The sequence below is a fragment of the Nitratireductor indicus C115 genome, from assembly GCF_000300515.1.
GTDB lineage: Bacteria > Pseudomonadota > Alphaproteobacteria > Rhizobiales > Rhizobiaceae > Nitratireductor > Nitratireductor indicus.
This window is the reverse complement of record NZ_AMSI01000002.1, coordinates 331,442-354,251: the sequence shown is the minus strand read 5'-3', so window position 1 is coordinate 354,251 and position 22,810 is coordinate 331,442. Positions and strand designations below refer to the sequence as shown.

At 63.3% G+C, this 22,810-nt stretch carries 34 protein-coding genes; all 34 read left to right on the top strand.

Translation table 11 applies throughout. The annotated features are described in order from the left end of the window. Positions 1–13 precede the first annotated feature (13 nt). The 34 genes from NA8A_RS25025 to NA8A_RS04205 all read left to right on the top strand — a co-directional run bounded on the left by NA8A_RS25025 (position 14) and on the right by NA8A_RS04205 (position 22,808). Positions 14–184, top strand: coding sequence for a hypothetical protein (locus tag NA8A_RS25025; RefSeq protein WP_157174133.1), 171 nt, complete (start codon positions 14–16; stop codon positions 182–184). Beyond that, positions 174–1,316, top strand: coding sequence for a DNA polymerase III subunit beta (locus tag NA8A_RS04365; protein WP_009756139.1), 1,143 nt, complete (start codon positions 174–176; stop codon positions 1,314–1,316). The genes NA8A_RS25025 and NA8A_RS04365 overlap by 11 nt, the downstream gene beginning before the upstream one ends. Before the next feature lie 59 nt (positions 1,317–1,375). Further along, complete coding sequence (locus NA8A_RS04360) at positions 1,376–1,642, top strand: DUF2312 domain-containing protein (RefSeq protein ID WP_040671807.1); 267 nt, start codon at positions 1,376–1,378, stop codon at positions 1,640–1,642. Continuing rightward, positions 1,642–2,778, top strand: coding sequence for an MT-A70 family methyltransferase (locus NA8A_RS04355; RefSeq protein WP_009756137.1), 1,137 nt, complete (start codon positions 1,642–1,644; stop codon positions 2,776–2,778). The genes NA8A_RS04360 and NA8A_RS04355 overlap by 1 nt, the downstream gene beginning before the upstream one ends. Then, on the top strand, positions 2,775–3,017 hold the full coding sequence (locus tag NA8A_RS04350) for a hypothetical protein (RefSeq protein ID WP_009756136.1): 243 nt from the start codon (positions 2,775–2,777) through the stop codon (positions 3,015–3,017). The genes NA8A_RS04355 and NA8A_RS04350 overlap by 4 nt, the downstream gene beginning before the upstream one ends. Beyond that, positions 3,014–3,328, top strand: coding sequence for a hypothetical protein (locus NA8A_RS04345; RefSeq protein ID WP_009756135.1), 315 nt, complete (start codon positions 3,014–3,016; stop codon positions 3,326–3,328). The genes NA8A_RS04350 and NA8A_RS04345 overlap by 4 nt, the downstream gene beginning before the upstream one ends. Then, positions 3,322–3,651, top strand: coding sequence for a helix-turn-helix domain-containing protein (locus NA8A_RS04340; protein ID WP_009756134.1), 330 nt, complete (start codon positions 3,322–3,324; stop codon positions 3,649–3,651). The genes NA8A_RS04345 and NA8A_RS04340 overlap by 7 nt, the downstream gene beginning before the upstream one ends. Beyond that, complete coding sequence (locus NA8A_RS04335) at positions 3,648–3,941, top strand: hypothetical protein (protein WP_009756133.1); 294 nt, start codon at positions 3,648–3,650, stop codon at positions 3,939–3,941. Before NA8A_RS04340 ends, NA8A_RS04335 begins: the two co-directional genes overlap by 4 nt. Further along, on the top strand, positions 3,938–4,225 hold the full coding sequence (locus NA8A_RS04330; RefSeq protein ID WP_009756132.1) for a hypothetical protein: 288 nt from the start codon (positions 3,938–3,940) through the stop codon (positions 4,223–4,225). Before NA8A_RS04335 ends, NA8A_RS04330 begins: the two co-directional genes overlap by 4 nt. A 29-nt stretch (positions 4,226–4,254) precedes the next feature. Next, positions 4,255–4,578, top strand: coding sequence for an HNH endonuclease signature motif containing protein (locus tag NA8A_RS04325; RefSeq protein WP_051017953.1), 324 nt, complete (start codon positions 4,255–4,257; stop codon positions 4,576–4,578). Further along, a complete protein-coding gene (locus NA8A_RS04320) occupies positions 4,575–5,123 on the top strand; it encodes a hypothetical protein (protein WP_009756130.1) in 549 nt (182 codons plus the stop codon). Before NA8A_RS04325 ends, NA8A_RS04320 begins: the two co-directional genes overlap by 4 nt. Beyond that, positions 5,120–5,815 (top strand): hypothetical protein, encoded by a 696-nt coding sequence (locus NA8A_RS04315; RefSeq protein WP_009756129.1) that lies wholly within the window; start codon positions 5,120–5,122, stop codon positions 5,813–5,815. The genes NA8A_RS04320 and NA8A_RS04315 overlap by 4 nt, the downstream gene beginning before the upstream one ends. Next, entirely contained in the window at positions 5,812–6,921 is a 1,110-nt protein-coding gene (locus NA8A_RS04310; protein ID WP_074896525.1) for a helix-turn-helix domain-containing protein, read from the top strand. Before NA8A_RS04315 ends, NA8A_RS04310 begins: the two co-directional genes overlap by 4 nt. Then, the gene (nusG, locus tag NA8A_RS04305; RefSeq protein WP_040671709.1) at positions 6,890–7,552 is read left to right on the top strand and encodes a transcription termination/antitermination protein NusG; all 663 of its coding nucleotides are present in this window, start codon (positions 6,890–6,892) and stop codon (positions 7,550–7,552) included. Before NA8A_RS04310 ends, nusG begins: the two co-directional genes overlap by 32 nt. A gap of 354 nt (positions 7,553–7,906) precedes the next feature. Beyond that, positions 7,907–8,671 (top strand): hypothetical protein, encoded by a 765-nt coding sequence (locus NA8A_RS04300; RefSeq protein WP_009756126.1) that lies wholly within the window; start codon positions 7,907–7,909, stop codon positions 8,669–8,671. A 149-nt stretch (positions 8,672–8,820) separates the two neighbouring features. Next, a complete protein-coding gene (locus NA8A_RS04295) occupies positions 8,821–9,444 on the top strand; it encodes a hypothetical protein (RefSeq protein ID WP_009756125.1) in 624 nt (207 codons plus the stop codon). Beyond that, positions 9,441–11,480: a phage terminase large subunit family protein gene (locus NA8A_RS04290; RefSeq protein ID WP_009756124.1), complete on the top strand. Its 2,040-nt coding sequence runs from the start codon at positions 9,441–9,443 to the stop codon at positions 11,478–11,480. Before NA8A_RS04295 ends, NA8A_RS04290 begins: the two co-directional genes overlap by 4 nt. A gap of 7 nt (positions 11,481–11,487) precedes the next feature. Then, complete coding sequence (gene gpW / locus NA8A_RS04285) at positions 11,488–11,724, top strand: gpW family head-tail joining protein (RefSeq protein ID WP_009756123.1); 237 nt, start codon at positions 11,488–11,490, stop codon at positions 11,722–11,724. Then, the gene (locus NA8A_RS04280) at positions 11,721–13,463 is read left to right on the top strand and encodes a phage portal protein (RefSeq protein WP_051017947.1); all 1,743 of its coding nucleotides are present in this window, start codon (positions 11,721–11,723) and stop codon (positions 13,461–13,463) included. The genes gpW and NA8A_RS04280 overlap by 4 nt, the downstream gene beginning before the upstream one ends. Further along, positions 13,460–14,374 carry a S49 family peptidase gene (locus NA8A_RS04275; protein WP_009756121.1) on the top strand — a complete coding sequence of 305 codons (915 nt, stop codon included), beginning with the start codon at positions 13,460–13,462 and terminating at the stop codon, positions 14,372–14,374. Before NA8A_RS04280 ends, NA8A_RS04275 begins: the two co-directional genes overlap by 4 nt. A 23-nt stretch (positions 14,375–14,397) precedes the next feature. Continuing rightward, the gene (locus NA8A_RS04270; RefSeq protein WP_009756120.1) at positions 14,398–14,931 is read left to right on the top strand and encodes a hypothetical protein; all 534 of its coding nucleotides are present in this window, start codon (positions 14,398–14,400) and stop codon (positions 14,929–14,931) included. Positions 14,932–14,999: 68 nt separating this feature from the next. After that, positions 15,000–15,353: a head decoration protein gene (locus NA8A_RS04265; protein WP_009756119.1), complete on the top strand. Its 354-nt coding sequence runs from the start codon at positions 15,000–15,002 to the stop codon at positions 15,351–15,353. A gap of 70 nt (positions 15,354–15,423) precedes the next feature. Then, positions 15,424–16,455, top strand: a complete 1,032-nt coding sequence (locus NA8A_RS04260; RefSeq protein ID WP_040671805.1) for a major capsid protein — start codon at positions 15,424–15,426, stop codon at positions 16,453–16,455. A gap of 90 nt (positions 16,456–16,545) precedes the next feature. Further along, positions 16,546–16,953: a hypothetical protein gene (locus tag NA8A_RS04255; RefSeq protein WP_009756117.1), complete on the top strand. Its 408-nt coding sequence runs from the start codon at positions 16,546–16,548 to the stop codon at positions 16,951–16,953. Beyond that, positions 16,953–17,150 carry a hypothetical protein gene (locus NA8A_RS04250; protein WP_009756116.1) on the top strand — a complete coding sequence of 66 codons (198 nt, stop codon included), beginning with the start codon at positions 16,953–16,955 and terminating at the stop codon, positions 17,148–17,150. The genes NA8A_RS04255 and NA8A_RS04250 overlap by 1 nt, the downstream gene beginning before the upstream one ends. A 14-nt stretch (positions 17,151–17,164) precedes the next feature. Further along, a complete protein-coding gene (locus NA8A_RS04245) occupies positions 17,165–17,494 on the top strand; it encodes a head-tail joining protein (protein ID WP_009756115.1) in 330 nt (109 codons plus the stop codon). After that, positions 17,494–17,898 (top strand): hypothetical protein, encoded by a 405-nt coding sequence (locus NA8A_RS04240; RefSeq protein WP_009756114.1) that lies wholly within the window; start codon positions 17,494–17,496, stop codon positions 17,896–17,898. The genes NA8A_RS04245 and NA8A_RS04240 overlap by 1 nt, the downstream gene beginning before the upstream one ends. 27 nt (positions 17,899–17,925) lie before the next feature. Then, the gene (locus tag NA8A_RS04235) at positions 17,926–18,354 is read left to right on the top strand and encodes a phage tail tube protein (protein ID WP_009756113.1); all 429 of its coding nucleotides are present in this window, start codon (positions 17,926–17,928) and stop codon (positions 18,352–18,354) included. Between the two features lie 2 nt (positions 18,355–18,356). Further along, positions 18,357–18,773: a hypothetical protein gene (locus NA8A_RS04230; protein ID WP_009756112.1), complete on the top strand. Its 417-nt coding sequence runs from the start codon at positions 18,357–18,359 to the stop codon at positions 18,771–18,773. Beyond that, positions 18,770–18,985 carry a hypothetical protein gene (locus NA8A_RS04225; RefSeq protein WP_009756111.1) on the top strand — a complete coding sequence of 72 codons (216 nt, stop codon included), beginning with the start codon at positions 18,770–18,772 and terminating at the stop codon, positions 18,983–18,985. The genes NA8A_RS04230 and NA8A_RS04225 overlap by 4 nt, the downstream gene beginning before the upstream one ends. Positions 18,986–19,091: 106 nt before the next feature. Then, positions 19,092–21,080, top strand: coding sequence for a tail tape measure protein (locus NA8A_RS04220; protein ID WP_240532731.1), 1,989 nt, complete (start codon positions 19,092–19,094; stop codon positions 21,078–21,080). Beyond that, positions 21,080–21,739: a hypothetical protein gene (locus NA8A_RS04215; RefSeq protein WP_009756109.1), complete on the top strand. Its 660-nt coding sequence runs from the start codon at positions 21,080–21,082 to the stop codon at positions 21,737–21,739. The genes NA8A_RS04220 and NA8A_RS04215 overlap by 1 nt, the downstream gene beginning before the upstream one ends. A gap of 26 nt (positions 21,740–21,765) precedes the next feature. Then, positions 21,766–22,398 carry a hypothetical protein gene (locus tag NA8A_RS04210; RefSeq protein WP_009756108.1) on the top strand — a complete coding sequence of 211 codons (633 nt, stop codon included), beginning with the start codon at positions 21,766–21,768 and terminating at the stop codon, positions 22,396–22,398. Further along, positions 22,395–22,808, top strand: coding sequence for a DUF6950 family protein (locus NA8A_RS04205; RefSeq protein WP_009756107.1), 414 nt, complete (start codon positions 22,395–22,397; stop codon positions 22,806–22,808). The genes NA8A_RS04210 and NA8A_RS04205 overlap by 4 nt, the downstream gene beginning before the upstream one ends. Positions 22,809–22,810 lie beyond the last annotated feature (2 nt).

Sequence of the window (22,810 nt, the reverse complement as noted above, 5' to 3'; positions counted from 1 at the left end):
CGGGGGCCGCCTGATGCGCAGCAATCAGCCCAGCCCGAACCTGCGCATGCCCGGATGGGGCCTTGCCGATCGCTTTCCCGATGAAGTGGCTGCGATGGATGTCGAACACAGCAACCCGTTTCACGACGCGGCGCTCAAGCGGGCGCGCGCGGAAAACCGGAAAGGAAACTGCCATGAAACTTGAGACGACAGCCGGCGCGCTCAAGGGCGCGTTATCCCTCATGTCGAAGGTGGTGCCGCGCCGCGCGACCGCGCCGCTGCTCGAAACCGTGCAGTTCGACGGTGCTACCCTCTCCGGCACCAATCTCGACGAGTATCTGTCGGTGCAACTGGCGTGCACGCGGGCGAAGGGCAGGGCGGCTATCCTGCTTCGCCCGCTCGCGGCGCTGGTGCGGCATGTCGGGCGGGATGCAAATATCTCGATCGAGGCCGGGGCGCAGGGGGCGACGCTGATCTTTCCCGGCGGACGCTATGACCTGCCGACCGTCGAATGGGAAGCGCTCGATCCCAGCGGCGAATTTTCGACCGAAATCGCCGTCGACGGGGAGGCGTTTCGCGATGGCCTGCGCTTCTGCAAGGCGTTCGTTTCCTATGAGGACACGCGCTACTACCTGAACGGGATCTGCCTCGACGAGGGCCACATGGTGGCGACGGACGGCCATCGCATGGGCGTTTTCCCCGTCGCGCTCTCGGCGGCAGAGATGGGCCGGCCGATCATCACCACCAACACCGTGGCGCTGCTCGCCGCGCTCGCGCCGGCAAAGGCGGTGCGGCTGGACACCAAGCGCCAGGCGATGCGCTTCACGCTGCCAGGCATGACGCTGACCGCCAAGCTGATCGACGGCAATTATCCGGACTGGCGGCGTGTGGTGCCGGACACTGCCGGTGCGATCGAGATCCGCGCAGACCGCCGCGTGCTCGCCGGGGCGATCAACCGAATGCATGACGTTCTCGCCTGTGCCGGCCTCCGTAGGCATGGCGTTGGCATTGCCTATGATGCCGACGGGCTGGTCGTGTGCGGCTACACGACGATCGACCTGCCAGTGCTGGCGCGGGAATACCTCACCGAAACGGCGACCATCGGCGTCAAGGATCCGGGATCGATCGAGTTCAATGCGCGCTATCTCGGCGCGGCGCTGGCCCAGTTCGACCATGACGACGTGGTGCGGCTGATGGTTTCCAGCCCGGGTAGCGCGGCGCTGCTGCGCGGGGCCGGCGCGCCCTATGCCGTGATGATGCCGATGCGCGGCGGGGCCTCCTCGGACCTTGCGCTTTCGACGCTGAAGGACTGGACGCATGCCCAGGCGGCTGCGTGATGGACGCCTACGATCCCTATGAGCCGCGCGGCCCCGCACGTGAGCGCCCGGGCAAGAAAATGGCGGCGGAGGCCGATGAGGCAGAAGGCCCGCAGACCATCGCGGCGGGACAGCTGCGCGCCTTCATCGAGCGGATAGAGCGGGTGCAGGAGGATATCGACGCGCTCTCCGATGACCGCAAGGAAATCTATGCCGAGTGCAAGGCCATGGGGTTCGACACCAAGGCCGTGCGCGCACTGGTGAAGCTGCGCAAGATGGATCAGGCGGCACGTCATGAGGCCGAGGCCGTGCTTGATCTCTACAAGGCCGCGCTGGGGATGGACTGATGAAATATCAGCTCCTGCCAGCCCTGACCGCCGAAGAATATGCCGCGCTGGAAGCGTCCATCGTGGAGCACGGCGTGCTTGTGCCTGTCGAGTATGACGAGAACGGCGAAATCCTGGACGGACACCATCGCGTCGCCATCTGCGAGAGCCTTGGCCTGGTGGATTGGCCGCGCTTCGTGCGCAAGGGTCTGACGGAAGCTGAAAAGCGCAAACTTGCGCGGGAGCTGAACGTTTCGCGCCGGCACCTTTCCAGCGCGCAGAAGAAGGCGGTGATCGAGGATCAATTGCGGGATACGCTGTCGATCTCCTCACGCGCCATCGCGGCCATGGTGGGCGTCGACCACAAGACGGTGAGCGCCGTTCGCAAGCGCCTGGTGAAGGGTGGGGAAATTCCCCACCATGATGAGGTCGAGGGCCGGGACGGCGTGAAGCAGCCGGCGCGCAAGACCATCAAAACCGCATTCATGCCCGAAACGGAGAACCGCCGCGAGCTGATGAAGGTCGCCAAGGATTTGCGGGCGGAAAACCAGAAGGCGCGGCACGCCGTGCGGCTGGCGCATATGGATATTGTGGCCGAGAAGGGGCGGGCGTCTGCGCCTGAAGCGGTCGAGCGGGCCTATCCCGTCTACTATGCGGATCCTCCGTGGCGGTATGGCGTGCGCTCTGAGGTGACCGGGCGCGAGAAGAGCGCCGAGAACCATTATCCCACCATGCCCACGGATGAGATTGTCGCCTTGATGACGCGGCTTATCGGCGGCGACTGGCCTGCCGTGCTCTTCCTTTGGGCGACAAACCCCATGTTGCCGGATGCCTTGCGCGTGATGGAAGGCTGTGGCTTCACCTATGTGCACCACTGGATTTGGGACAAGGAAGTCGCCGGAACCGGATATTGGGGCCGCGACCGGCACGAACTGCTTTTGATCGGTCGGCGCGGCGATGTTGCAGCACCGCTGCCCGGATCGCAGCCAGAGACGGTGCACCGCGAGCGCAAGGGGCGACACAGCGCCAAGCCGGAATTCTATGCCGAGACAATCGAGCGGCTTTATCCGGCCATGGCCAGGCTGGAGCTTTTCTGCCGTTCACCCCGGCCCGGATGGGACGCATGGGGATATGAGGCGGGGGAGGCGGCGGAATGATCCGGTGGAAGAAATCTTCCTATCGCCATGGTCGTCACACCGCCTTCTCCGGTTGCGTGGAAGTCGGTGCGGTCTTCCCGCCGATCGGTGCCGAGAAGTGGCGTTGGCGCATGTTTGTCGGAGACAATCTCTCCGGCCCGTCCGGCACGGCGAAAGACGAGCACGCGGCAAAGGCCGCACTCGACTTGGCCTGGACGAATTTCCTTCTTCGAGCGCGCTTGAAGGAGATGCCGGAATGACGCTTCCTCGCCCCGACTTCTCCCCCGTCATGCTGTCGCTGTTCCTGCGGGCGCGCGCCGAGTTCTGCGTTTCCGATAGCGGGGAACCGTGGCGGCGCACGGAAATCGTGCGGGCCTTCCGTGCCGACATGCGCAAGCGGGCAGGGGTGACGAATGTCGAATTTCATATGGCCTGGATGGGGCGGCTTGCCTCACCGGAGCCGCGCGCAGCGCTTTGGGCGGCGCTGGGGCATCCGCCCGCCGCCCATGGCGTGACGCTCGTCCATGGCGGGCAACACCGCTGGGGTGAGGGGGAGGGGCTGCCATGCTGACCTCCGACGCGGCACGGGCCTCTTTCGATTGGCGGCGCTTTGCGCGCGATTGCCGGTCTACCCTGCGCGCCGACGACAGGGGATATCGGACGCTCGCCCGTGAAATCGGGGTGACGATCTCCGATCTCTCCCGCGCGGCAGGTGGCTCGAATGTGTCTGTCGAGAAGGTGATCGCACTTTGCGATTTCCTCGGCAGGGATGTGCGCGACTATTACCTGCCGCCCCTTTCGCAAATGGAAAATCCCGAAAAATCAAACTGTTTCACCGGGTGCAACGTGAAACAGCGGCCACACCATGCCTCAAGCAATGGAGAGCAGCCATGACGGATTCCATGCTGCCGATCCTGCGGCAGATGCACGATGCGGACGGTGACCGCGCGCTCGCGCGGCTTCTGCTTGCCGTGCCCGACGCGATCCTTCTGACGCATCAGGAAGTCGTTACGGCCATCTGCCGCAGGCGGCGTTTCGATGCGGGGGAGCGCTTCGTGCTGTTCCGGATCACGGCAATGCGCGCCACGCGCGATGAGCGGGGGCGGATCGCGGACGGCCTTGCAGATGGGCTCGCGCGGTTTTGCGATGCCATGGCTGCGTTTGCGGAAGGGGCCGGGGCATGAGCGCACCAATCGACCAGATCGACGGCATCAAGCGCCGACTCTCCAGCGTGGTCGGCAAGGTTCTTCTCGAAGAGGTGGAAAAGCTTCGTGTGCCTGCTCCGCGTGTGCAGGTGGCAAAGCCCGATGCCGAGATCATGCGGGCCTGCCGCAAGGTGGCTGCTGCTTCCGACGCGCTGCAACAGGCCAAATTCGCGGGGTTGCAGGAAGTGCGCGCGCGGCGTGCGCTGGAGCTTGCCGCGAAGTCGCTTGAGACAGTGATGCGCAAGCACGGGAGGATGGGTTGACCAGGCGGGAACGCATACGCCGCAAAATCATGGCGCGTGTCGAGGTGGTCGATACAGGCTATCTGACAGCATGCCATCTATGGACCGGACCAACGAGCGGCGAAGGCCGAGGCGGCGGCTATCCCCGGATGTCCCTCGATGGGCAGACCGTGGCCGTCCACAAGGTCTCATGGACGAACGAGCACGGCTTCATTCCCGGTCGAAAGCAGATAGACCACAAGTGCCGGCAACGGCTTTGCGTGCGCATCGACCATCTGGAAATGGTCACGCATCTGCAGAACCAGAAGCGGCGTGACATGGCTCGATCCATGGTCTGCGAGGCAGTCGATGCCGGTGACGGGGTGCGCCCATGAACGCCGCTCCGAACCCGCGCCAGATCGAGGCCGAGCAGCTGCGCCGCATTCGCGCCAGGCTTGCCGCCGTCGCGCCGGGCAATTGGCGGCGTGCTGCCGACGATATGGGCGAGATGATCGTCGGCGAGGATGAGCATGGCGCGTTGATCACGCTCATGCGCTGCGACGCGGCGACCTTCGAGGAAGTCGAGTTCATGGCGGCTTCGCCTGCCATGGTGGGCTTTCTTCTCGCCCTTCTCGATCGCGCGATAGAGGCATTGCGCAAGACGCCGCCAAACGCGGAAACTGGCCAGGGCAGCCGGCGGGAAGGGGCCGCGCCAGACTATGCCGCCGAAGCCGCGATGAAATGCGCGGAGCCTGCCTTCAAGGCCTTTCTCGAACAGCGCCACGGGCTTGAACGCCCGCTCACGGATGAACGCGCGGCCCAGAAGCTGCGCTCCGTACTCGGCATCACTTCGCGAAGCGAACTCAACCAGAACACCGACGCCGCCGACAGATGGCGCGCGCTGCGACAGGATTTTCAGGCATGGAGGAAGGCGGGATGAGCGGCATGCGCGTGCTTGTGGCATGCGAATATTCGGGGATTGTGCGGCGGGCCTTTTCCAAACACGGGCACGATGCCTGGTCTTGCGACCTGTTGCCGGCCGAAGATGGCAGCAACAGGCATATCGTCGGTGATGTGCGGCCCGTGCTGACGGATGGCTGGGATCTGCTGATCGTGGCGCATCCGCCTTGCACGCGATTATGTCGCTCGGGAAGACGTTGGCTGTCAGGGCCGGGCAAGATGACGCCTCCCAAAAAGCTGCCGCGCGGTCGCAGCTGGAACGACCTGAAAACGGAGTTCGAAGAAGGTGTCGACCTCTTCACGGTGTGCTGGCGCGCGCCGATTGAGCGCGTGGCAATTGAAAATCCGGAAATGCATGATCTCGCCCGGGACCGGATGCCTGCGGACCTGCCGGCGCCGCACATGGTGCAGCCATTCTGGTTCGGTCATCCCGAATACAAGGCAACGGGCTGGTATCTGCGCGGCCTGTTGCCACTGACCGAGACTGACCGCCTGCCGGAACCAGAGAAGGGCAGCGACGAATGGCGTGCCTGGAACCGCGTCTGGCGCATGTCGCCCGGCAAGGATCGGGGAAAGGAGCGGTCACGCTTCTTTCCCGGAATGGCGGACGCCATGGCCGCCCAGTGGGGCGATCGTGCGCTTGAAGCCATGATGGTGGAGGCGGCAGAATGAGCGGACCTCGTCTTTCAATTATCCCGGCAAGAGCGGCAACCGATCGATCTCTAAAGCCGCGTGATTTGCAGGTGCTCTGTGTGTTGGGCCGTCATACCGATGATCTGGGCTGGTGCCGCCGCAGCCAGGTGAAGATGGCCGACGAGATGGGCTGCGCACGCTCGACCGTATTTGATGCGATCGAGCGGCTGGTCAAGGCCGGATATCTTGAGCGCTTCGTGCAGGCGAGTGACAGCGGGCGCGATAGTGCACATGTCTATCGCGTTGTTCTTGATCCCGTGCACCCTTCCGTCGCGACGGTTGAAGAGGCGGATACCCCCTGCCGACAGGTCGGCACCCCTGCCGGTATATCGGCACCCCCTGCCGGTTCTGAGCCGGCACCCCCTGCCGGTTCAGAACCGGCACCTATTAACGACCCCTCCTTAACGACCCCACAAAACGAAGAAGAAAAATCGCGCGGGCAATTGGAAGACAGAAAGCAGGTCGAGCGATGGCTCAAGCGTGTCCATCCGAAGTGGCCAACTTACGTGACCGATAGCGAACCCAAGGCTCTGTCGGCAGCTTTCGGCCTGACGCCTGAGGAGCGGCAGACTGCGGTCGAGAGGATCAGTGACTATCTTGCTCACGCCAATGTCGGCGGGCGCACCACGATCTGTACCTTCGGTGTCTACCTCGCGGAAAGACGTTGGGAGAAGCTTCCGGCGCCAGCCGCGCAGCCCTTCAACGAACATGCGACGCCTTTCAGCAAGCCATGGTGCGCCTGGATACTGGCTCACCTACTGACGGCAGAAGGTGAGGCCGAAAAGGGGTGGCCGCTGGTGTCCACGCTGTACCAGAAAGCGCGGTTGCGCCAGGGGCATCGGTTCGCCAAGCGATGGCATGACATCGGCTCGGCGTTCGAGCCGGTGCAGGTCGGATCGAGGGAGTTCGAGACTTGGCGCTTGGAATTTGAGCGTCGTGGATGGCTCTGGGTTCCCGATCCGGGAAAGCAACCGGTGGTGTTCTTCCCGGCAGGCGGGCCGGGAGGGTTGAGCGAGTTCGAGGCGGCAATCAGGGCAAACGAGGCAGAAGGCAATGATGATGGCGCGCGGCAAGCAGCTGAGTGAGGCGGATAATATCAATCTCGATAGGTGCTACGCTGAATCCGACAAGCAGATGAAGGTGAGCCGACGGCAGCAGGCATTGCTTGCCGCTGCTGGTATGGATGGCCCGCTAAAGCGATGGGCAATCATCAAAGTGGCGCCGAACCGTGAGAATGATGTGGATAAATCTCTGTCTGCAGCGCTCATCGAACATTGGCTTCCGCTTCGAAAGGCGGATCGAACGATGAGCGGGAGGCGCACCGGCAGCCCAGGAAAGCAGATTTGGGTGATTGCATGGCCCAACTACATTTTCGTGAAGGTGCCCAACATAGCCGAGGCATGGGCGGGCTTAGCGATGATCAAGCATACACTCTCAGTGCTGGGAGACGGTGAAAGCCCCTTCTTCATTGATGATGCCAGCATATTGAAAATAAAGGCAGAACTGGCAACGCTCCGCGACGTGCCACAGAATGCAGGAGCAGTATTTGCGAAGGGCGAAAAAGTGATGGTCGAGGGCGGCCCTTTCTCCGGCTACCCGGGTAAGATGATCAAAATCGGAGAAGGTCCACACGAGGGCCGCGCTCTGGTCGAGGTGATGATTTTCGGTCGCATCGTGCCCGTTGAGCTCGATCTTGCACATCTCAGCAAATCGTAATACGCAATCGAAACAGGAGACCTGACAGAGCCGCACTCCGGGTGAGCAGCGCCATCAGGCCCAGGCCAAGCGGATCGATCTGCGATCTCAGCTTGGCCGCGATGGGGTTCTATTCCCAAATTTCAGGACAATGTGAAAGCTACCGCAAATGCGCCGGCAACTGACATGGTCACAAGCGCGATAAACAGCATGGTGGCAAGATGACCACTTCGTCTTGGCTTGTCGGCGGACCACTCCACGGTCTGGCGATCATCACGCCAAGATAGTTTGTTCCACCTTATCCGGGGCAGAGTTCGAACCTTGTCCATGGTCATATTGATACTGGTGTTGTTTTAACACCTGGTTGTGGTGAACATGAAAACGTCGGTCACCTTCAACCAGAAAGAGTTCGAGCAGACGCTCGCGAGGGATCTGGGGCGCGATCTGCCGTTTGCAGCGGCGAGGGCGCTGACCTGGACGGCGCAGGACATCCGGAAGAATTCCCGTAAATGGATGATGCGGGTGTTCGACCGTCCGACACGGTGGACGCTGAATGCGCACTATGTGAAGTGGGCCACCAAAAAGACCATGCTCGCGGAGTTCGGCTTCAAAGAAACCGCAGAAAAGGGAACCCCAGCCGGAAAATACCTGCTTACCCAGATCAGGGGCGGGCGGAGACCGCACACGCGTTGGGAAAAGCGGTTGATTCAAGTGGGGATCATGCAGAGGCATGAATACGCAATGCCTGCCCAAGGGTTGAAGCTCAATGCTCATGGCAATGTCCCGCATGCTCTATATTCGAAGATCCTTTCCCAGCTGCGAATTGGTGACAGTGGGCACGGCAACGAAACGGAAAGAACCAAAAGGGCCAAAAAGCGTAGCGGTGCTGCGCGGTATTTCGTTTCCTACGGAAAGGACGCCCCCCGGATCGGGTCGGTGCGCCCGACCAATCTTCCCCGGGGTATCTGGCAGCGGGATAGGCGGGGAGCGATAACGCCGGTCTTTGTGTTCGTCAGCACCGCGCCGGACTACGCCGACATCTTCGATTGGAAACGTTGGGCAACCGAGACTGCTCGGGCGCGCCTTCCCATCAACTTCAAACGCTCTGCCGACCTGATCTTGCGCCGCCCGAACCGCTGATTGCCTCGACGGATAGTCGTCATGGTCACCCCGACACCCCCGTTCGGCCTTTTGGGTCCTTCCTGGCCAACCCCGCGCAGCGAGTAATTCGAGCCGCGGGGTTTCGGCAGTCTGAGCCGATTTTGAAAGCCTAAAGTCGAAGCCTAAAGATGAGCGAAACCGCTAAAGTCGAGACGATGGCGAAGGGCGACTTCGCGCGCCTTGTCGGCGTCACGCCCGGCCGCGTTTCGCAATACATCGCGGAAGGTAAAATCTTCGGCGAGGCCATCGAGGGCGAGGGCCGGCTTGCCCGTATCCGACCAGAGATTGCCCAGGCCCAGCTCTACAAATCGCTGGAGCCATCGCAACGGCTGGGCGGCAACGGCGCGGCGGTTCGCGCGCAGACGGAGCCGGCAACGTCGCTGCGTTCGTCCGTCGAGCCCGTGCATGACGAACTCGCCGCTGAGCGCCTGAAGCAACAGCGGATCAAGACCGCCCAGGCCGAGCGCGAGGAAGCGCTGGCGTGCGGTCGCTACATGCTGGCCGATGCAGCGCGCCGTGAGATGGGCCGGGCGGTTGGCGAGGCCTTCAAGGTCATGGAGCAAGGGTTGCGCGACATGGCAAACGCCCTGGCGGCGGAGTTCGCCATTCCCGAGCGGGATGCCCAGCAGGTTTTGCAGAAGGCGTTCCGCGAGGTCCGCGCCAGGGCTGCGGCTTCCTTCCGGACACAGGCCGAGGCGACACCGGCCATGGTGGCCGACCAGGACGAGACGGAATTGCGGTCTGCATCATGACGATGCTGTTCAACCCCGAGCGGCTCAAATACGAGGCGCTCTCCGATGCGGCGACACCGCCGCCGCCCGTCGACTACCTGGCATGGGCCAAGCAGAACATCGTCTTCTCGGATCGCATCTCCGCCTTTCCGGGACCGTATAACGAGGCGCTGTTTCCGTTCTTCTCGGAGATCCTGAAGGCCCTTTCGCCGGAAGACCCGTGCAGCGTGGTGACGCTCGGGAAGTCCGCCCAGGTGGGCGGCACGATCCTGGCGAACATCTTCACGCTCGGGACCATGGACATGGACCCGTGCGATTTCCTCTACGTCCATCCGACCGAGGAAAACGCCGCTCGCTGGTCGAAAACGAAGCTCATGCCGCTCGTGCGGGAAACGGACGCGATCCGCGCCCTGTTCTCCGAATCGAGCCGGGATGGCGGAAACTCGATCCTCTACAAGGAACGGATCGACGGGCGGGGCGCCATTCAGGCAGCGGGCGCGAATTCGCCGGCCGGCCTGTCGATGATCTCGCCGCGCAAGCAGGTTCAGGACGATCTCGCCAAATGGTCGGTGAACGAGGCGGGCGACCCGGAAACGCAGGCTGACAGCCGCTCGAAGGCGTTCTTCAACCGGAAGGTCTTCAAGATATCGACGCCGCTGGTATCGCCCGGCTGCCGGATCACGACGAACTATCATCTGGGCACCCAGGAGAGCTATCACGTCCCGTGCCCGCACTGCCGCGAATTGCAGGAACTGCGCTGGGAGAACATGCGGGATCATATCGATCCCGAGCACCCGGAGGATGCGCATTTCGTGTGCATCCATTGCGGATGCGAAATCAGGGAACACCATCGCGCCTGGATGGTCGCACCCGAGAACGGGGCGCATTGGGTTGCCAAATATCCGGAGCGGGCGCGCTATCACCGCTCGTTTCACATCTGGGTCGCCTATTCGCCGCTCGAAAGCTGGGAGGCCCTGGCGCGCGCCTGGCTCAAGGTGCAGTCGGGTGGGCCGGACGACAAGGAAAAGGGGGCAGGGGCCGAGCAGGTTTTCTTCAACGACTGGCTCGGCCTGCCTTTCGAAGCCGACAACAAGGCGGTTGCCTGGGAAGACCTGCGCGACCGGGGCGAGGAGACCGGCTTCAGGCGCGGTCTGATCCCCGCTGAAGCCCTGGCTCTTGCCCTCGGCATGGACGTGCAGGGCGACCGCGTCGAATGGCAGCTGATCGGTTACGGCAGAAACCGCTATCGATGCGTGATCGACCGTGGCGTGGTCGACTATCGGGCCGGGAGCCATCTTCCGGGCTATCGGGCGCATTCGGGTCATATCAGCGAGCCGGAGGTTCGCGCCGCGCTCGACCGGCTGTTGAAACGGACCTGGCCGGACGAATGGGGCAACCAGCGCTCAGCCGATATCGCGGCCATCGACGGCAACGCCTATACCGAGGATGTGTGGGGCTGGGTCCGCAAGCACCCGAAATCCCGCGTCATCATGGTGCGCGGCGACAACCGGGACAATGCGCGGCTTCTGTCGCAGGTGCGCGAGTTCGACCGGAAGGGCAAGCCGAAGAAGCAGAAATGGACATCGCGCTTCTTCAACTTCAACGCCTCGATCATGAAGATCGGGCTCTATCGCGACCTGAAAAAGGAAGACCCGGACCGCGCCGGCTATATCCGCTTTGCGGTGGGGCTGGGCGATGACTTCTACCAGCAGGTGACATCTGAGATCCGCGTCGAGGAACGCACGCGCTCCGGCCATCCCCGCTATGTCTGGAAGCTGCCTTCGGGCCAGCGCAACGAGGCGCTGGACATGATGAACCAGGCGCATGCCGGCGCGATTCGGCTGGGCGTTACCTACTGGACAGACGAAGAGTGGGACATGCTCGCCGAGCGCCTGTCGAAGCTGGAAAAGCCCGTCCAGGGCGATCTCGAAGACCTGATCAACCCGGTGGCGGGCGAACAGCAACCGGCCACTGCGGACAAGGAACATGCCTCGAAGGAGGCACTCATTGCCGCCGCGCGGCAGCGGGCAGAGCGCGCCAGGCGCCGCAACACATAGGACCATCATGGCTTTGACACCGGAAAGGCGGGCGGCGCTTGCGGCGCAGCTCGAGAAGGCGCGCGCCGCCGAGTTCAAGCTGGAAACGGGAAGCCTCACGGCAAGCGTGTCCTATGAGGGCGAGCAAGTGACGTTTTCGGCTGCGAACCGGGCATCGTTGCGCGCCTTCATCCGCCGCCTCGAGGCGCAGCTCGGGCAGCGCGCGAGCGGACGGGCCAGAAGCAGGGGGGTGACGTTCGGATGACACCGAGGGTATCTGGCGAGGCTCCTGACTTGATGGGGCCGAACGGTGCGCCGCTTCCGGCTGCCATGCGCAGGGCTGCCCGGGCACAGATGGCGCGCAACCGCCTGATGGCGTCCACGGCCTATCAGGGGGCAGGTTACGACAACCCGTCGCTCGCCAAATGGAGGCCGCGCACCTGGTCGGGTCATTCAGCTCTGCGCTGGGACCGGGAGAGCCTGGTCGACCGGCTGAACGATGTGGCGCGAAACGACGGCTGGGCTTCCGCCGGTGTGACGCGGCTCGTCGACAACATCATCGGCTCGGGCTGGATCCTGTCGGCAAAGCCGAACTATGCCTCGCTCAACCTCAGCTATGACGAGGCGGAGGAAGTCGCCGACCGGATCGAGGCCCTGTGGCGGGACTATACGCAGGATGTCGACATGTGGTGCGACGCCGAGCGCTCGAAGAACATGGCCGGCATCCTCGGGCTTGCCGCCCGTCACCGCTTCGGCGCCGATGGCGAGGCCATGGCCATCCTGATCTGGCGCGACGATGCGCCGGGTTTCCAGACCGCGGTGCAGGTTGTCGATCCGGGCCGGTGTTCAAACCCCATGGGCCGGATGGATGACAAGACGTTGCGCGACGGTGTCGAGATCGACGATTACGGCGCTGCCGTAGCCTATCACTTCCGCCGCGCGCATCCCGGCGACGTGTTCATGGGCATGCCCAACCAGTGGCAATGGGACCGTGTCGAGCGGGAAACCGAATGGGGCAGGCCGATTGTCGTGCATGCCTTCGAGGCGGCGCGCGCGGGCATGACGCGCGGTGCATCGAACTGGGCGCCGGTGATCCGCTCGATCAAGCAGGCGACGGACTATGAGGATTTCGAGAGCCAGGCGGCATTGCTCAATGCCGTGATGGCGGCGTTCATCGAAACGCCCTTCGATCCGGACGAGCTGATGGATTCGCTCGGCGCGGACGGCACGTCTGCTGTCGGCAGCATGTATGGCGCGATGGCCGAGGCGCAGCAGGCCTATTACGACGCGGCGCCGATCAACCTGCCGGGCGTGCGGGTGAACACGCTGCAGCCCGGCGAGACCGCGAAGTTCACGCGTCCGGAACATCCGAACGCGAATTTCGAGGCCTTCGTCAATGCCGCCTTGCGCAAGATCGCGAGCGCCGTGGGCCTTTCCTATGAGCAGCTCACCATGGACTGGTCGAAGGTCAATTATTCCTCGGCCCGTGCGGCGCTGCTTGAAGTCTGGAAGGGGCTGACCAGCCGCAAGAACAATTTCGCGGCGCAGTTCATGGGGCGCATTTATCGAGCCTTCCTCGAAGAGATTTTTGACAAGGGTCTGATCGTGCTTCCGGCCAATGCCGTGCCGTTCGATCAGAACCCGGCTGCATGGTGCCATGCGGAATGGATCGGGCCCGGTCGCGGCTGGATCGACCCGCAGAGGGAAGCCCAGGCGGCTGGTCTGCGCATCGCCTCGAATCTGTCCACGCTGCAGCAGGAATCCGCCGAACAGGGCCGCGACTGGAAGGTCAACGCTCTTCAGAAGAAGCGGGAACGCGACTTCTACATCAAGCTTGGCCTCGATCCCGATGCGGCGATGCCGGAAACGCGGACCCAGAGCGAGACCATCACCGAAACCAAGGATCCCGACGAGGAGATCGAGGAAGAGGTGAACGGGCCGGACAAAAAGCAGGCCTGGCGTCATCCGATGGGCATCCCCGCCATTCGCAGGAGGGCAGCATGAGCCACGCGGCACATTATCCCGAGATCGCGGCGCGTATGTTCAACACGCCGCTCATGCTGCATGAGGGAAAGGGCAATGTGATTGCCCGTGCCTTCGGTCCACGTGTGCTGGGAATGCCGGATGCCGAGGCTGTAATCCATGGCGGTGAACAGTTCGGTGTTGTCGGCGACACTCTGCGCGATGCGGTCGATGGATGGGGTCAGCCCGTTTACCGCGGTCCGAAGCGGCTTTCGGACAGGATTGCCCTGATCGAGGTCGAGGGCACGCTCATCAACAAGGGCAAGTGGATCGGAAAATCCTCCGGCCAGACCACCTATGAAGCCATTGGATTGCAGGCCGACGATTGCCGGACGGACGATTCCATCCATGGTGTCGTTGTCGAAGTGGACAGTTTCGGCGGCGAGGTAACCGGTGCCTTTGATTGCGCGGAGCGCCTGTTTGAGCTTTCGCAGGCAAAGCCCACCATAGCGATCCTGACCGATCATGCCTTGTCCGCCGGCTATCTGCTCGCCGCACCCGCGCGCCAGATCGTCATTCCGCGGAACGGCCAGGCAGGTTCCATCGGGGTGATCTCGATGCATGTCGATGTGAGCAAATGGCTCGCCAATCAGGGCCTCGATGTCACCATCATGAAGGCCGGCGCGCGAAAGGACGATTTCAACTCCTATGGCCCGATCCCCAAGCATGTGCTGGAAGAGGCGCTCGCCGAAATGGAGGAGATGCGCAGGGATTTCGCGGAAACGGTCTCACGCTTCCGCGCCGGTCGTTTGAGCTTCGACGCTGCCATGGCGACGGAAGCGAAGTGTTTTCGCGGTCAGGCAGCGGTCGACCTCGGCCTTGCTGACGCGGTTGCGCGGCCCAGCCAGGTGCTTGCCGCTTTTGAAGAAGAGCTCGGCCGTCTGGCCGGCTGAAACCAGCGACAAAGGAGAGACAGATGTCGACGCTGACTGCAAGCGTCCTCGCCGCCGTGCGTGGACGGAAGAAGGGCTCGCGCCTTGAGAACGAGCCGGAGGAGAACCTCGAGGAAGAAGAGGTGGAGACCGGCGCCGAGGAAGACGAAGACCAGCCCGCCGCTGAATCCGAGGAAGAAGACACCTCTGCCGAGGATGACGAACGACCCAAGAATGCCGAGGAAGAAGAGGATCAGCCGCAGGCCTCTTCCGCTCGCGTGCGCCGTGCCGAGCAGGGCCGCATTCGCGCCATCCTCACCCATCCCAAGGCTGATGCCAATCCGGGCCTTGCCGCCGAGCTTGCCTTCGGGGAGCGCTTCTATTCCGCCAGGGAGGCCGGCGCACTGCTCGAACACTCCAGTGCCGGAACCGGAAGCCTCGCCGGCCGCATGAAGGGGCGCAGCCCGAAGATCGGCTCGGGCAGTGCCGCAGGTGCGGGCAATGATCGGCAGGCTCTGGTCGCCAATGTGAAACGCACCATCCAGTCGATGCACGGGCGAAAGCCGGACAACGCATGAGCGATCCGGCTGCGGCCGGAGATTCCCCATAAACGGCCCGATGGGGCCATCAATCGAGGATGACAGTCATGAACACTGCAACCTTTGCGCCGAACGACCTTCTCGTCTCTGACATTCCGGTCATCACGCGCAACATCACCCTGACCGGCGGCGCCTATGAGCGCGGAACCGTGCTCGGCCGCATCACGGCGGATGACAAATACACGATCTCCCTCGCGGCCTCCGCAGACGGATCGGAAGTGCCTGCTCTTGTGCTCGCCTTCGATGCCGATGCCTCGGGCGGCGACATCGAGGTCGCCGCCTATGCCTCCGCCGGCCTTGACGCGAGCAAGCTCGTCTTCGGCGCCGGACACGATGCCGACAGCGTCGAGGCCGCATTCCGCGCAGCCGGCCTGCCGCTCTTCGTGCGCACGCTCGCCTGATCCTCAATCCATGTCCCTGTCCGCCGGCGCCAGCCGCGTGGATGCCGACCGAACCGAAAAGGTCATTCCCATGAGCAACATTCTTCTTAACACGGCGGAGCTGGTTGCCGTCCTGCCGCCGCGCGACCGGCCGGAGGCCTTTCTGCGCAGCACCATGTTCAGCACGGTGGTGCTTTCCGATCTGGAGGAAATTGTCTTCGACAAGATCCTGCCAGATCGTGAGCTCGCCCCCTTTGTTCATCCCGACGTGCCAGGCAAGGATTCCAGCAATCGCGGCTTCAAGGCGACCAGCTTTACGCCTGCCTATGTGAAGCCGCAGAACACGCTGCGTCCGCGTCAGAACATGATCCGCATTCCCGGCGAGCGGCTCACCGGCGACATGACGCCGGAGAAGCGCTACGCCTACAATCTCGCCATGCTGGTCGACGACCAGGACCTGCGCATCACCCGGCGCGAGGAAGCCATGTGCAGTCAGGTCCTGCGCACCGGGCAGGTCGTCGTTGAGGGCGAGGATTATCCGACGCAGACGGTGGACTTCGGGCGCGACCCGGCCCTGACGATTGCCCTTGCCGGTGTTTCGCGCTGGGGCGAGGCGGGCGTCGATCCCTATGACGATGTTGAGGCCTGGGTTCAGCTTCTGGCCGATACGGACGGCTTCACCGCCCGCACGGTCCTGCTCGGGCCCGGCGCTGCCGGGCTTCTCAAGAAGTCGCAGCGTTTCCTCGATGCGCTTGACAACCGTCGCCAGGACGGCGGCAAATTCCAGCTGGGGCCGGTGTCGACCGGTGCCGAAGGTGTCTACCACACGGTGCTCGGCACTATCGGCCAGCTCACCTTCGTGCAGTATTCGCAGCCCTATACGGTCGGCGGCGTGAAGAACAATTTCTGGCCGAGCTATGGTGTCGGCATCTTCGACCCGTTTGGCTTCAACGGGCACTTTGCCTATGGCGCCATCCTCGACAATGAGGCGCTGCTTTCCATGGAGCGCTTCCCCGACATGTGGCCCGAGAAGAACCCCAGCCGGACCATCGTGCAGACGCAATCCGCACCCCTGCCGATCATGCCCGAGCCCAACGCCTCGCTCTTCGCCCTGGTGCGCTGATCCGCGTGCCGCCTTCAACCCTTCGCCGGTCGTTCCGTTCGGCGAAGGGCTGCGGGAGGCACGCAACAAGCTTTTGAAGGAGACGATTCCATGTCGAAAACGCATCGCTTCAACACCACGATCACCCTCGGCTCACGCAGCTATCCGCCCGGTTCGGAAGTGCCGCTTGGCGGCAAGGGCGGTCTCTCGCCCGAAGAGGCCGCGAAATTCGAAAGGGAATTCGGGCCGTGGACCGGCAAGGGCAAGGAAAGCGGGACGGGCGGCGATCAGGCAGGTTCTGCCGACGCGCGCGCGGCCTTCGACAAGGAACTGCAGGCGGTCACCGCCGCCTTCGAGAATGAGGTCACCTCGCTGAAGGACCGTGTCGCGGAGCTGGAGGAGCAACTCAAGCTGACGGCTTCCGAACGCGACACGCTCGCAGGCGACAACCAGATCCTGTCCGAGCGCATCGAGGAACTGGAAGCAGCCAGCGAGAAATCCAATGGAGGGGCGGCGTGATGGCGAAGAATTCCGATCTCGTCACGGGCCGCTGGCCCGTCGCCGTGCGCGATCATGAGGGCAAGCGGGTGGAGCCCGGCAACCCTGCGAAGGTGAGCCGGGAGAAGGCCTCCGAGTTCGATGCGCGGTTCGGGCGGCAGGCTGATGAGCCTTCCGGCGTTTCGGCTACGCCGAAGCCCGCCGAACCTGCATCCTGACGGGAAACGCTTGCATGACGATCCCCGCACATCCTGTCTTTATCGACATGCCCGATGCGTTTCTTGATGCGTTGGGCGAGGAGGTCGAACTCACGATTGGCGGTGTCGCCCTTCCTGCACCCGTGCGCGCCGTCGTGCGAGGGCCGTTCGGCGAGGTCGTTGCCGGCGGCGGCTTCGGTGAGCCCGGCGTCAACGGCATGTCTCCCAAGGTCTCCTTTGCAGAGGCCGATGTGCCCGGGCTGAAGGACGGTGACCGCTTCACCTTCAAGGGTGTGGCCTGGATCGTCCGGGAACCCATGCCGGACGGGCGAGGCATGGTGCGCTGCGAGCTGGAGCGCGCCTGATGCCACATCCACGCACCCTGATCCGCAACCAGGCGCTCGCCTTGCTTCAACAGGCGGCCCCTGTCGGTTGGGCAGTGCGGAAGGCCGATGGTCGGCCGCTGCCCGATATCGCGGAATGCCCGTGCCTCGTGGTGGCGATACCCAGCGAGCCGGTCAGCCGTGGCGCCCAGCGCAAGCGGCGGGAACCGCGCCTCGGCATCAATGCCTATATCGCGGCCGCTGCCGGCGGTGACGATCTTTGCGACGAGGCGTCCCTGTGGATCGAGGGGGTGCTCGATGCAGACCCTTCGCTCGGCGGGGTCTGCCAGGACTGCACCCATGTCGAGACCGCCATCGCTGCCTTTCCCGGCGGCGAGCTGCCGGTCTGGGAACTCACGCTCACCTACAATCTGCGGGTCTCCTGACCCGGCCTTTCCATAGGAGAACATGCCATGTCGACGCAGCTCGGCCGCCTTCTCATCATCCAGCGTCCGTCGGGTCAGCCCGCACCGGACGATTGGGAAAACGTCTGCGGCATCAACACCACCAACTTCCGCCTTCTCAACGACATCATCGAATCCAAGCGCGCGAACTGCACTGACCGGGGACAGCCGCCGATCCGTGTGCGCAAATATGGCGGCAAGGACGTGAACTTCTCCGGTTCCGGCATTTTCGACGATGACGCCGCCGGCAAGCTTCTTGCGGATGCGGCGGTCAACCAGACGGTTCTTACCGGATATCGTGTCTTCGTTCCCGGCTATGGCGACTTCATCGGCGATTGGCTGGTGTCGAATTTCGAGTTCTCCGGCGATCTCGACAATGACATGAACTTCTCCGCCGAGGTCCAGGCCTCGGGTGAGATCGCCTACACGGCTGTCTGATCATGGCCGAAAACGCATGGCGCGGTGAGCGCTCTCTCACCTTGCCCGATGCTGAGCCTGTCATCGTGCAGGCTTCGCTCGATCACATCGCCCGGCTCATGGCCGAGACGAAGACCGACACGCTCGACGGTTTGCAGGAGGTGCTTTTTGCGCGCCGGCCCGAAACCCTGCGCGCGGCGCTCGCCATCCTGCTCGGTGCCGGCAATGCGGATGCGCTCTGGCCGAAGGTGAATGGCGCATCCGGACTGACGGCGGTTTATGTCGCGATTTCCGGCGCCGTGTCGGGTCTGACACCGGCGGAGGAAGACGACGCAAAAAAAGCGCAGGCCGAAAGCGAGAGGGAACTGCAGGCCATGGCGCTCGGCCTGCTGGCGCGCGCAATCGGCCAATCGAGCGTCTCCCCTTCGGGGAATGGATGAAGTTCGCCGGCGGCGTGCTGCACTGGACAGAAGCTGAGTTCTGGCAAACCGGCTTCGCCTATTTCCGGGCGGCATGGGAGGGCTGGGCCATCTCCACCGGAGCGAGGAAAGCGCAGACAAAGCCGCCGACACGCGATGCTTATGAGGCCGCGAAGTCCGCGCTTGCTGCGCGCGACAGGAAACGTTTGAACCAGGGGAACGGCATTGGCTAACGAGGATCTTCGATATCGGTTCGGCGCAGACACGTCCGGTATTGATTCAGCATGGGCCAAGATTCGACGCGATGCCCAGGCAACCGGTGCGGGCATAAATGGCGCAATGCGCAAGGCTCGCACTGGTGTCGAATCCATCACGGCTCCGTTGCGTGCTGTGCCGGCATTGTTTGCTGCCATCGGAGCGACGGCCGTAATCGCTAAAGTTAAGCAGGCAGCTGAATCGGTTGCCGAAGTCGGTCGCCAGGCCAAGCAGGCCGGCGTCGATGTCGAATCCTTCCAGGAACTGAAATTCGTTGCCGAGCAGAACCGCATCGGCGTCGATATCCTGACCGACGGTCTGAAGGAACTGAACCTGCGCGCCGATGAGTTCATTGCAACGGGGCGCGGTTCGGCAGCGGAGGCCTTTGGACGGCTCGGCTATTCCACCGAGGAGCTTGCCGTCAAGCTCAAGAACCCTTCCGCACTTCTCACTGAAATCATCGGCAAGCTGGAACAGTTTGACCAGGCGGCGCGGATCCGTATTTCCGATGAGCTGTTCGGCGGGTCTGCCGGCGAACGGTTCGTGGAACTGATTGATGAGGGCGAGCAGGGCATCCGCGATCAGATCGCAGCGGCGCGTGATCTTGGTCTGGTGATGGATGCGGAGATGATCCGCAAGGCCGAGGAGGTAGATAGGAAATTCAATGTTCTAACCGCGACCATCGGGACGCGGGTCAAGGAAGCGATAATCGATGCGACATCGGCGTGGTTTCGATTTCTGGACAGCTTCAATGAATTCGAGGCTCAGCAAACCGGAACGCTTCAATCAAAGCGCGCCTCCATGGACGCTGAGCTCCGTTCCCTCGATGACGAAATCGGACGCCGGCGCAGCGACCTTACGAATATCCAAGGCGCACTGGCGCAGGCTGAACGTCGCCTTGAAGAAGGGCATATCAAGGGTCTTGAGGAAAAGCGCCGTAAACTCGTTGATGAGATATCTGTCGTCCAGGATCAGCTGGATCGTCGAAACGGGTATTCCGAAGATTTCGTGTATCGACCCGGCCAGAACGGCTCAAAAAAGACCATCGACACCTCTGTCGAATACATCCGCAAGTTCAACGAACAGCTCGCTCTTTCGAACCGCGAACGCGCCATTGCCGCCGAAACGCAGCGCATCCTGAACGATGCATCCTCGCAGGGCGCATCGCTGACGGAAGCCCAGGCGCGCGAACTGGCCGAACTGGCCGTGGCGCGCAAGGAAGCTGATAGCACTGCCAAGGGTTCGGCCAAGGAAAGCCAGAAGGAAGCCGAGGCAATCGCGAAGGTCATCTCGGCGCTCGAATATGAGCTGGAGCAGATGGGCAAGACCGATCTGCAAAAGCGGATATCGAACGAGCTTCGCAATGCCGGCGCAGATGCCGCCTCGCGCGAGGGCGAACGAATTAACACGCTTGTCACCGCAATCGAGGCGCAGCGTGCGGCCGAAGCGGCGCTGAAGGCTGCGCAGGAAGAGCGAACCCGGGCTGTCGAGTTTTTGTTTCAGGCGGGTGAAGACGCTCTCGTTGCGATGATCGACAATTCCGGCCGGGCCGAGGATGCCATCAAGCGCCTGGCCATTCAGCTTGCCTTTGCGGCAGCGCAGGCGGCTCTTCTGGGAACCGGCCCGCTCGCCGGCATATTCGGCGGCTCCGGCGGATTGCAGATGTTTCCCGGCGGGCTCGGCTTCGCGTCATCCGGTGTCGGCCTCTATGACAGGGGTGGCTGGACCGGCAGCGGCAATCCGAAGGATGCTGCGGGCATCGTCCACAATCGCGAATTTGTCGTGAAGGCAGGACCGGCTGAGCAATACCGTCCCTTGCTCGAGGCGATGAATACGGGCCTCGGCATCGGGCTTTTCTCAATGCCGCAGCGCATGGCGGATTCGCGCGGCGAGGGGGGCGGGCTCGTCACCCTTCGTGTGGTCGGCGAAGAGGGCCCCATGTTCCGCCCCACCATCCGCGCCGAAAGCGAGAATGTCGCGGTGGAGGTGAGCCGGAACGCCATCGACCGTTTCGACCGCACGCTGCCCGACCGCGTGCAGGAAATCAGTGACGATCCGAGGGCGCGCGGCTGATGGCCTATTCCTTTCCTCTCTCGCTTGCCGAGTTTCAGGACATCATCAACGTCGCGGCGGCTCCCTTTCGCCTGCAGCGTTCGGAAGAATATTCCGGGCTGTCGAGCGGCCAGATTCTCGCCGATGAGATGGCCCCGCCTCTGTGGAGTGCGCCCGTGCGCCTGTTTCCGGCCTTTCATGATGATGGGCTTGAGACGCAGGCGCTGATCGACACGCTCGACGGCTCCATGCAGTCCTTCCTGTTCTACGATCCGCGTTCAGCCTTTCCGCGCCATGATCCGGATGGAACGCTGCTCGGCGCGGTGGCGCCGACGGTCCATTCGCTCGGCGCCGATAACAAATCCATCCGCATCGAGGGTCTGCCCGCCGGATACCGTCTGTCCCGCGGCGATATGTTTGCCCTGCGCTACGGTGCCGATCCCGAACGGCGAAGTCTGCACCGGCTTTCGGTGCCGGTTGAGGCTGGCGGCACGGGGCAGACGCCGCTGTTCGAGTTTCGCCCGCATCTGGAAACAGGTGCGGCAGCCGGCGCGGCTGTCGAGCTGATCAAGCCTGCCGCCTATATGCGGATCATGCCAGGAAGCCTCTCGGTGAGCGAGGCCGATGATTTCGGGACCGTCTCGATTGCCTTCACCGCCATCCAGCGGCTGGTTCCCTGAACCCACTACCCTATTCGGAGAAGTCCATGGTGCGCGCAGTCGATGCGGCGACCGCTGCCGAGTTGCAGGCTCGGGGCGGCCTTATTCGCCGCGACCTTGTCTGGATCACGGCGAAGAACCGCGCCACGGGTGCGCCGGAAAGCATCGGCCTTTGGAATGGGGCCGACCATGTCGATATCGCGGTTGTATCCGGAGAGACCGGCGCCACGGTCACGCGGCCCTATTACGGCATGGGCGGGCTTCAGAACGTGCCGGCCATTCCGCTCGTATCCGATCTGACGGTGCGCAAGATCACCATTTCCTTCAGCCAGCTCGATCCGGCCATTCTCAAGGCCGTGCGTGAATATGACCCGCGTCATGCGCCGGTCGAGGTGCACAGGCTTTATCTCAACCGCGAGACCCGGCTGCCCATCGCGCCGGCCGTGCCGCGCTTCCTCGGTTTCGTCAACACGACGCCCATCGAGCGGCCAAAGGCCAATTCGGAAGGTTCCATCCGCCTCGAGGTGGTTTCCCACACGCGTGTGCTCACCAGGAAGGTGCCGGCCAAGAAATCCGACGAATACCAGCGCCAGCGCGGCGGCGACCGCTTCTACAAATTCACGGATGTTTCCGGGCAGTGGGAAATCGCCTGGGGCGAGAAATCGGGGCCGATCGGATGAACCGCTATTCCTTCTGGCAGAGCGCACTGCTCGACTATGTGGAAGAGAACAAGGCCCGGCCCTTCGCCTGGGGCGCGTTCGATTGCGCGCTTTTTGCCGCCGGCGCGGTTGCCGCAATGACGGGCGAGGACATCGCCTCCGGCTATCGCGGCCGATACACGTCGCTCGCCGGCGGACTGCGCCTTCTCAAGCGCGACGGCTTTGCCAGCCACGCCGATCTCGCTGCCGCGCATCTGCCGGAAATCCATCCCTCTCAGGCGCAGGTGGGGGATATCGCCGCTGTGCCTGCGCATGACGCCGGCCTGTTCGCCCTCGGCATCGTCCAGGGCGAGCGCATCATCCTGTTGCGCGAGGAGGGCGGGCTGGGATCCGCCGATTTCTTCGAAGCCGCGCGCGCTTTCCGGGTCTGACC

Coding starts and splice junctions, on each gene's coding strand:
- NA8A_RS25025 (WP_157174133.1), top strand. CDS start 14: ATGCGCAGCAATCAGCCCAGCCCGAACCTGCGCATGCCCGGATGGGGC.
- NA8A_RS04365 (WP_009756139.1), top strand. CDS start 174: ATGAAACTTGAGACGACAGCCGGCGCGCTCAAGGGCGCGTTATCCCTC.
- NA8A_RS04360 (WP_040671807.1), top strand. CDS start 1,376: ATGGCGGCGGAGGCCGATGAGGCAGAAGGCCCGCAGACCATCGCGGCG.
- NA8A_RS04355 (WP_009756137.1), top strand. CDS start 1,642: ATGAAATATCAGCTCCTGCCAGCCCTGACCGCCGAAGAATATGCCGCG.
- NA8A_RS04350 (WP_009756136.1), top strand. CDS start 2,775: ATGATCCGGTGGAAGAAATCTTCCTATCGCCATGGTCGTCACACCGCC.
- NA8A_RS04345 (WP_009756135.1), top strand. CDS start 3,014: ATGACGCTTCCTCGCCCCGACTTCTCCCCCGTCATGCTGTCGCTGTTC.
- NA8A_RS04340 (WP_009756134.1), top strand. CDS start 3,322: ATGCTGACCTCCGACGCGGCACGGGCCTCTTTCGATTGGCGGCGCTTT.
- NA8A_RS04335 (WP_009756133.1), top strand. CDS start 3,648: ATGACGGATTCCATGCTGCCGATCCTGCGGCAGATGCACGATGCGGAC.
- NA8A_RS04330 (WP_009756132.1), top strand. CDS start 3,938: ATGAGCGCACCAATCGACCAGATCGACGGCATCAAGCGCCGACTCTCC.
- NA8A_RS04325 (WP_051017953.1), top strand. CDS start 4,255: ATGGCGCGTGTCGAGGTGGTCGATACAGGCTATCTGACAGCATGCCAT.
- NA8A_RS04320 (WP_009756130.1), top strand. CDS start 4,575: ATGAACGCCGCTCCGAACCCGCGCCAGATCGAGGCCGAGCAGCTGCGC.
- NA8A_RS04315 (WP_009756129.1), top strand. CDS start 5,120: ATGAGCGGCATGCGCGTGCTTGTGGCATGCGAATATTCGGGGATTGTG.
- NA8A_RS04310 (WP_074896525.1), top strand. CDS start 5,812: ATGAGCGGACCTCGTCTTTCAATTATCCCGGCAAGAGCGGCAACCGAT.
- nusG (WP_040671709.1), top strand. CDS start 6,890: ATGATGATGGCGCGCGGCAAGCAGCTGAGTGAGGCGGATAATATCAAT.
- NA8A_RS04300 (WP_009756126.1), top strand. CDS start 7,907: ATGAAAACGTCGGTCACCTTCAACCAGAAAGAGTTCGAGCAGACGCTC.
- NA8A_RS04295 (WP_009756125.1), top strand. CDS start 8,821: ATGAGCGAAACCGCTAAAGTCGAGACGATGGCGAAGGGCGACTTCGCG.
- NA8A_RS04290 (WP_009756124.1), top strand. CDS start 9,441: ATGACGATGCTGTTCAACCCCGAGCGGCTCAAATACGAGGCGCTCTCC.
- gpW (WP_009756123.1), top strand. CDS start 11,488: ATGGCTTTGACACCGGAAAGGCGGGCGGCGCTTGCGGCGCAGCTCGAG.
- NA8A_RS04280 (WP_051017947.1), top strand. CDS start 11,721: ATGACACCGAGGGTATCTGGCGAGGCTCCTGACTTGATGGGGCCGAAC.
- NA8A_RS04275 (WP_009756121.1), top strand. CDS start 13,460: ATGAGCCACGCGGCACATTATCCCGAGATCGCGGCGCGTATGTTCAAC.
- NA8A_RS04270 (WP_009756120.1), top strand. CDS start 14,398: ATGTCGACGCTGACTGCAAGCGTCCTCGCCGCCGTGCGTGGACGGAAG.
- NA8A_RS04265 (WP_009756119.1), top strand. CDS start 15,000: ATGAACACTGCAACCTTTGCGCCGAACGACCTTCTCGTCTCTGACATT.
- NA8A_RS04260 (WP_040671805.1), top strand. CDS start 15,424: ATGAGCAACATTCTTCTTAACACGGCGGAGCTGGTTGCCGTCCTGCCG.
- NA8A_RS04255 (WP_009756117.1), top strand. CDS start 16,546: ATGTCGAAAACGCATCGCTTCAACACCACGATCACCCTCGGCTCACGC.
- NA8A_RS04250 (WP_009756116.1), top strand. CDS start 16,953: ATGGCGAAGAATTCCGATCTCGTCACGGGCCGCTGGCCCGTCGCCGTG.
- NA8A_RS04245 (WP_009756115.1), top strand. CDS start 17,165: ATGACGATCCCCGCACATCCTGTCTTTATCGACATGCCCGATGCGTTT.
- NA8A_RS04240 (WP_009756114.1), top strand. CDS start 17,494: ATGCCACATCCACGCACCCTGATCCGCAACCAGGCGCTCGCCTTGCTT.
- NA8A_RS04235 (WP_009756113.1), top strand. CDS start 17,926: ATGTCGACGCAGCTCGGCCGCCTTCTCATCATCCAGCGTCCGTCGGGT.
- NA8A_RS04230 (WP_009756112.1), top strand. CDS start 18,357: ATGGCCGAAAACGCATGGCGCGGTGAGCGCTCTCTCACCTTGCCCGAT.
- NA8A_RS04225 (WP_009756111.1), top strand. CDS start 18,770: ATGAAGTTCGCCGGCGGCGTGCTGCACTGGACAGAAGCTGAGTTCTGG.
- NA8A_RS04220 (WP_240532731.1), top strand. CDS start 19,092: ATGCGCAAGGCTCGCACTGGTGTCGAATCCATCACGGCTCCGTTGCGT.
- NA8A_RS04215 (WP_009756109.1), top strand. CDS start 21,080: ATGGCCTATTCCTTTCCTCTCTCGCTTGCCGAGTTTCAGGACATCATC.
- NA8A_RS04210 (WP_009756108.1), top strand. CDS start 21,766: ATGGTGCGCGCAGTCGATGCGGCGACCGCTGCCGAGTTGCAGGCTCGG.
- NA8A_RS04205 (WP_009756107.1), top strand. CDS start 22,395: ATGAACCGCTATTCCTTCTGGCAGAGCGCACTGCTCGACTATGTGGAA.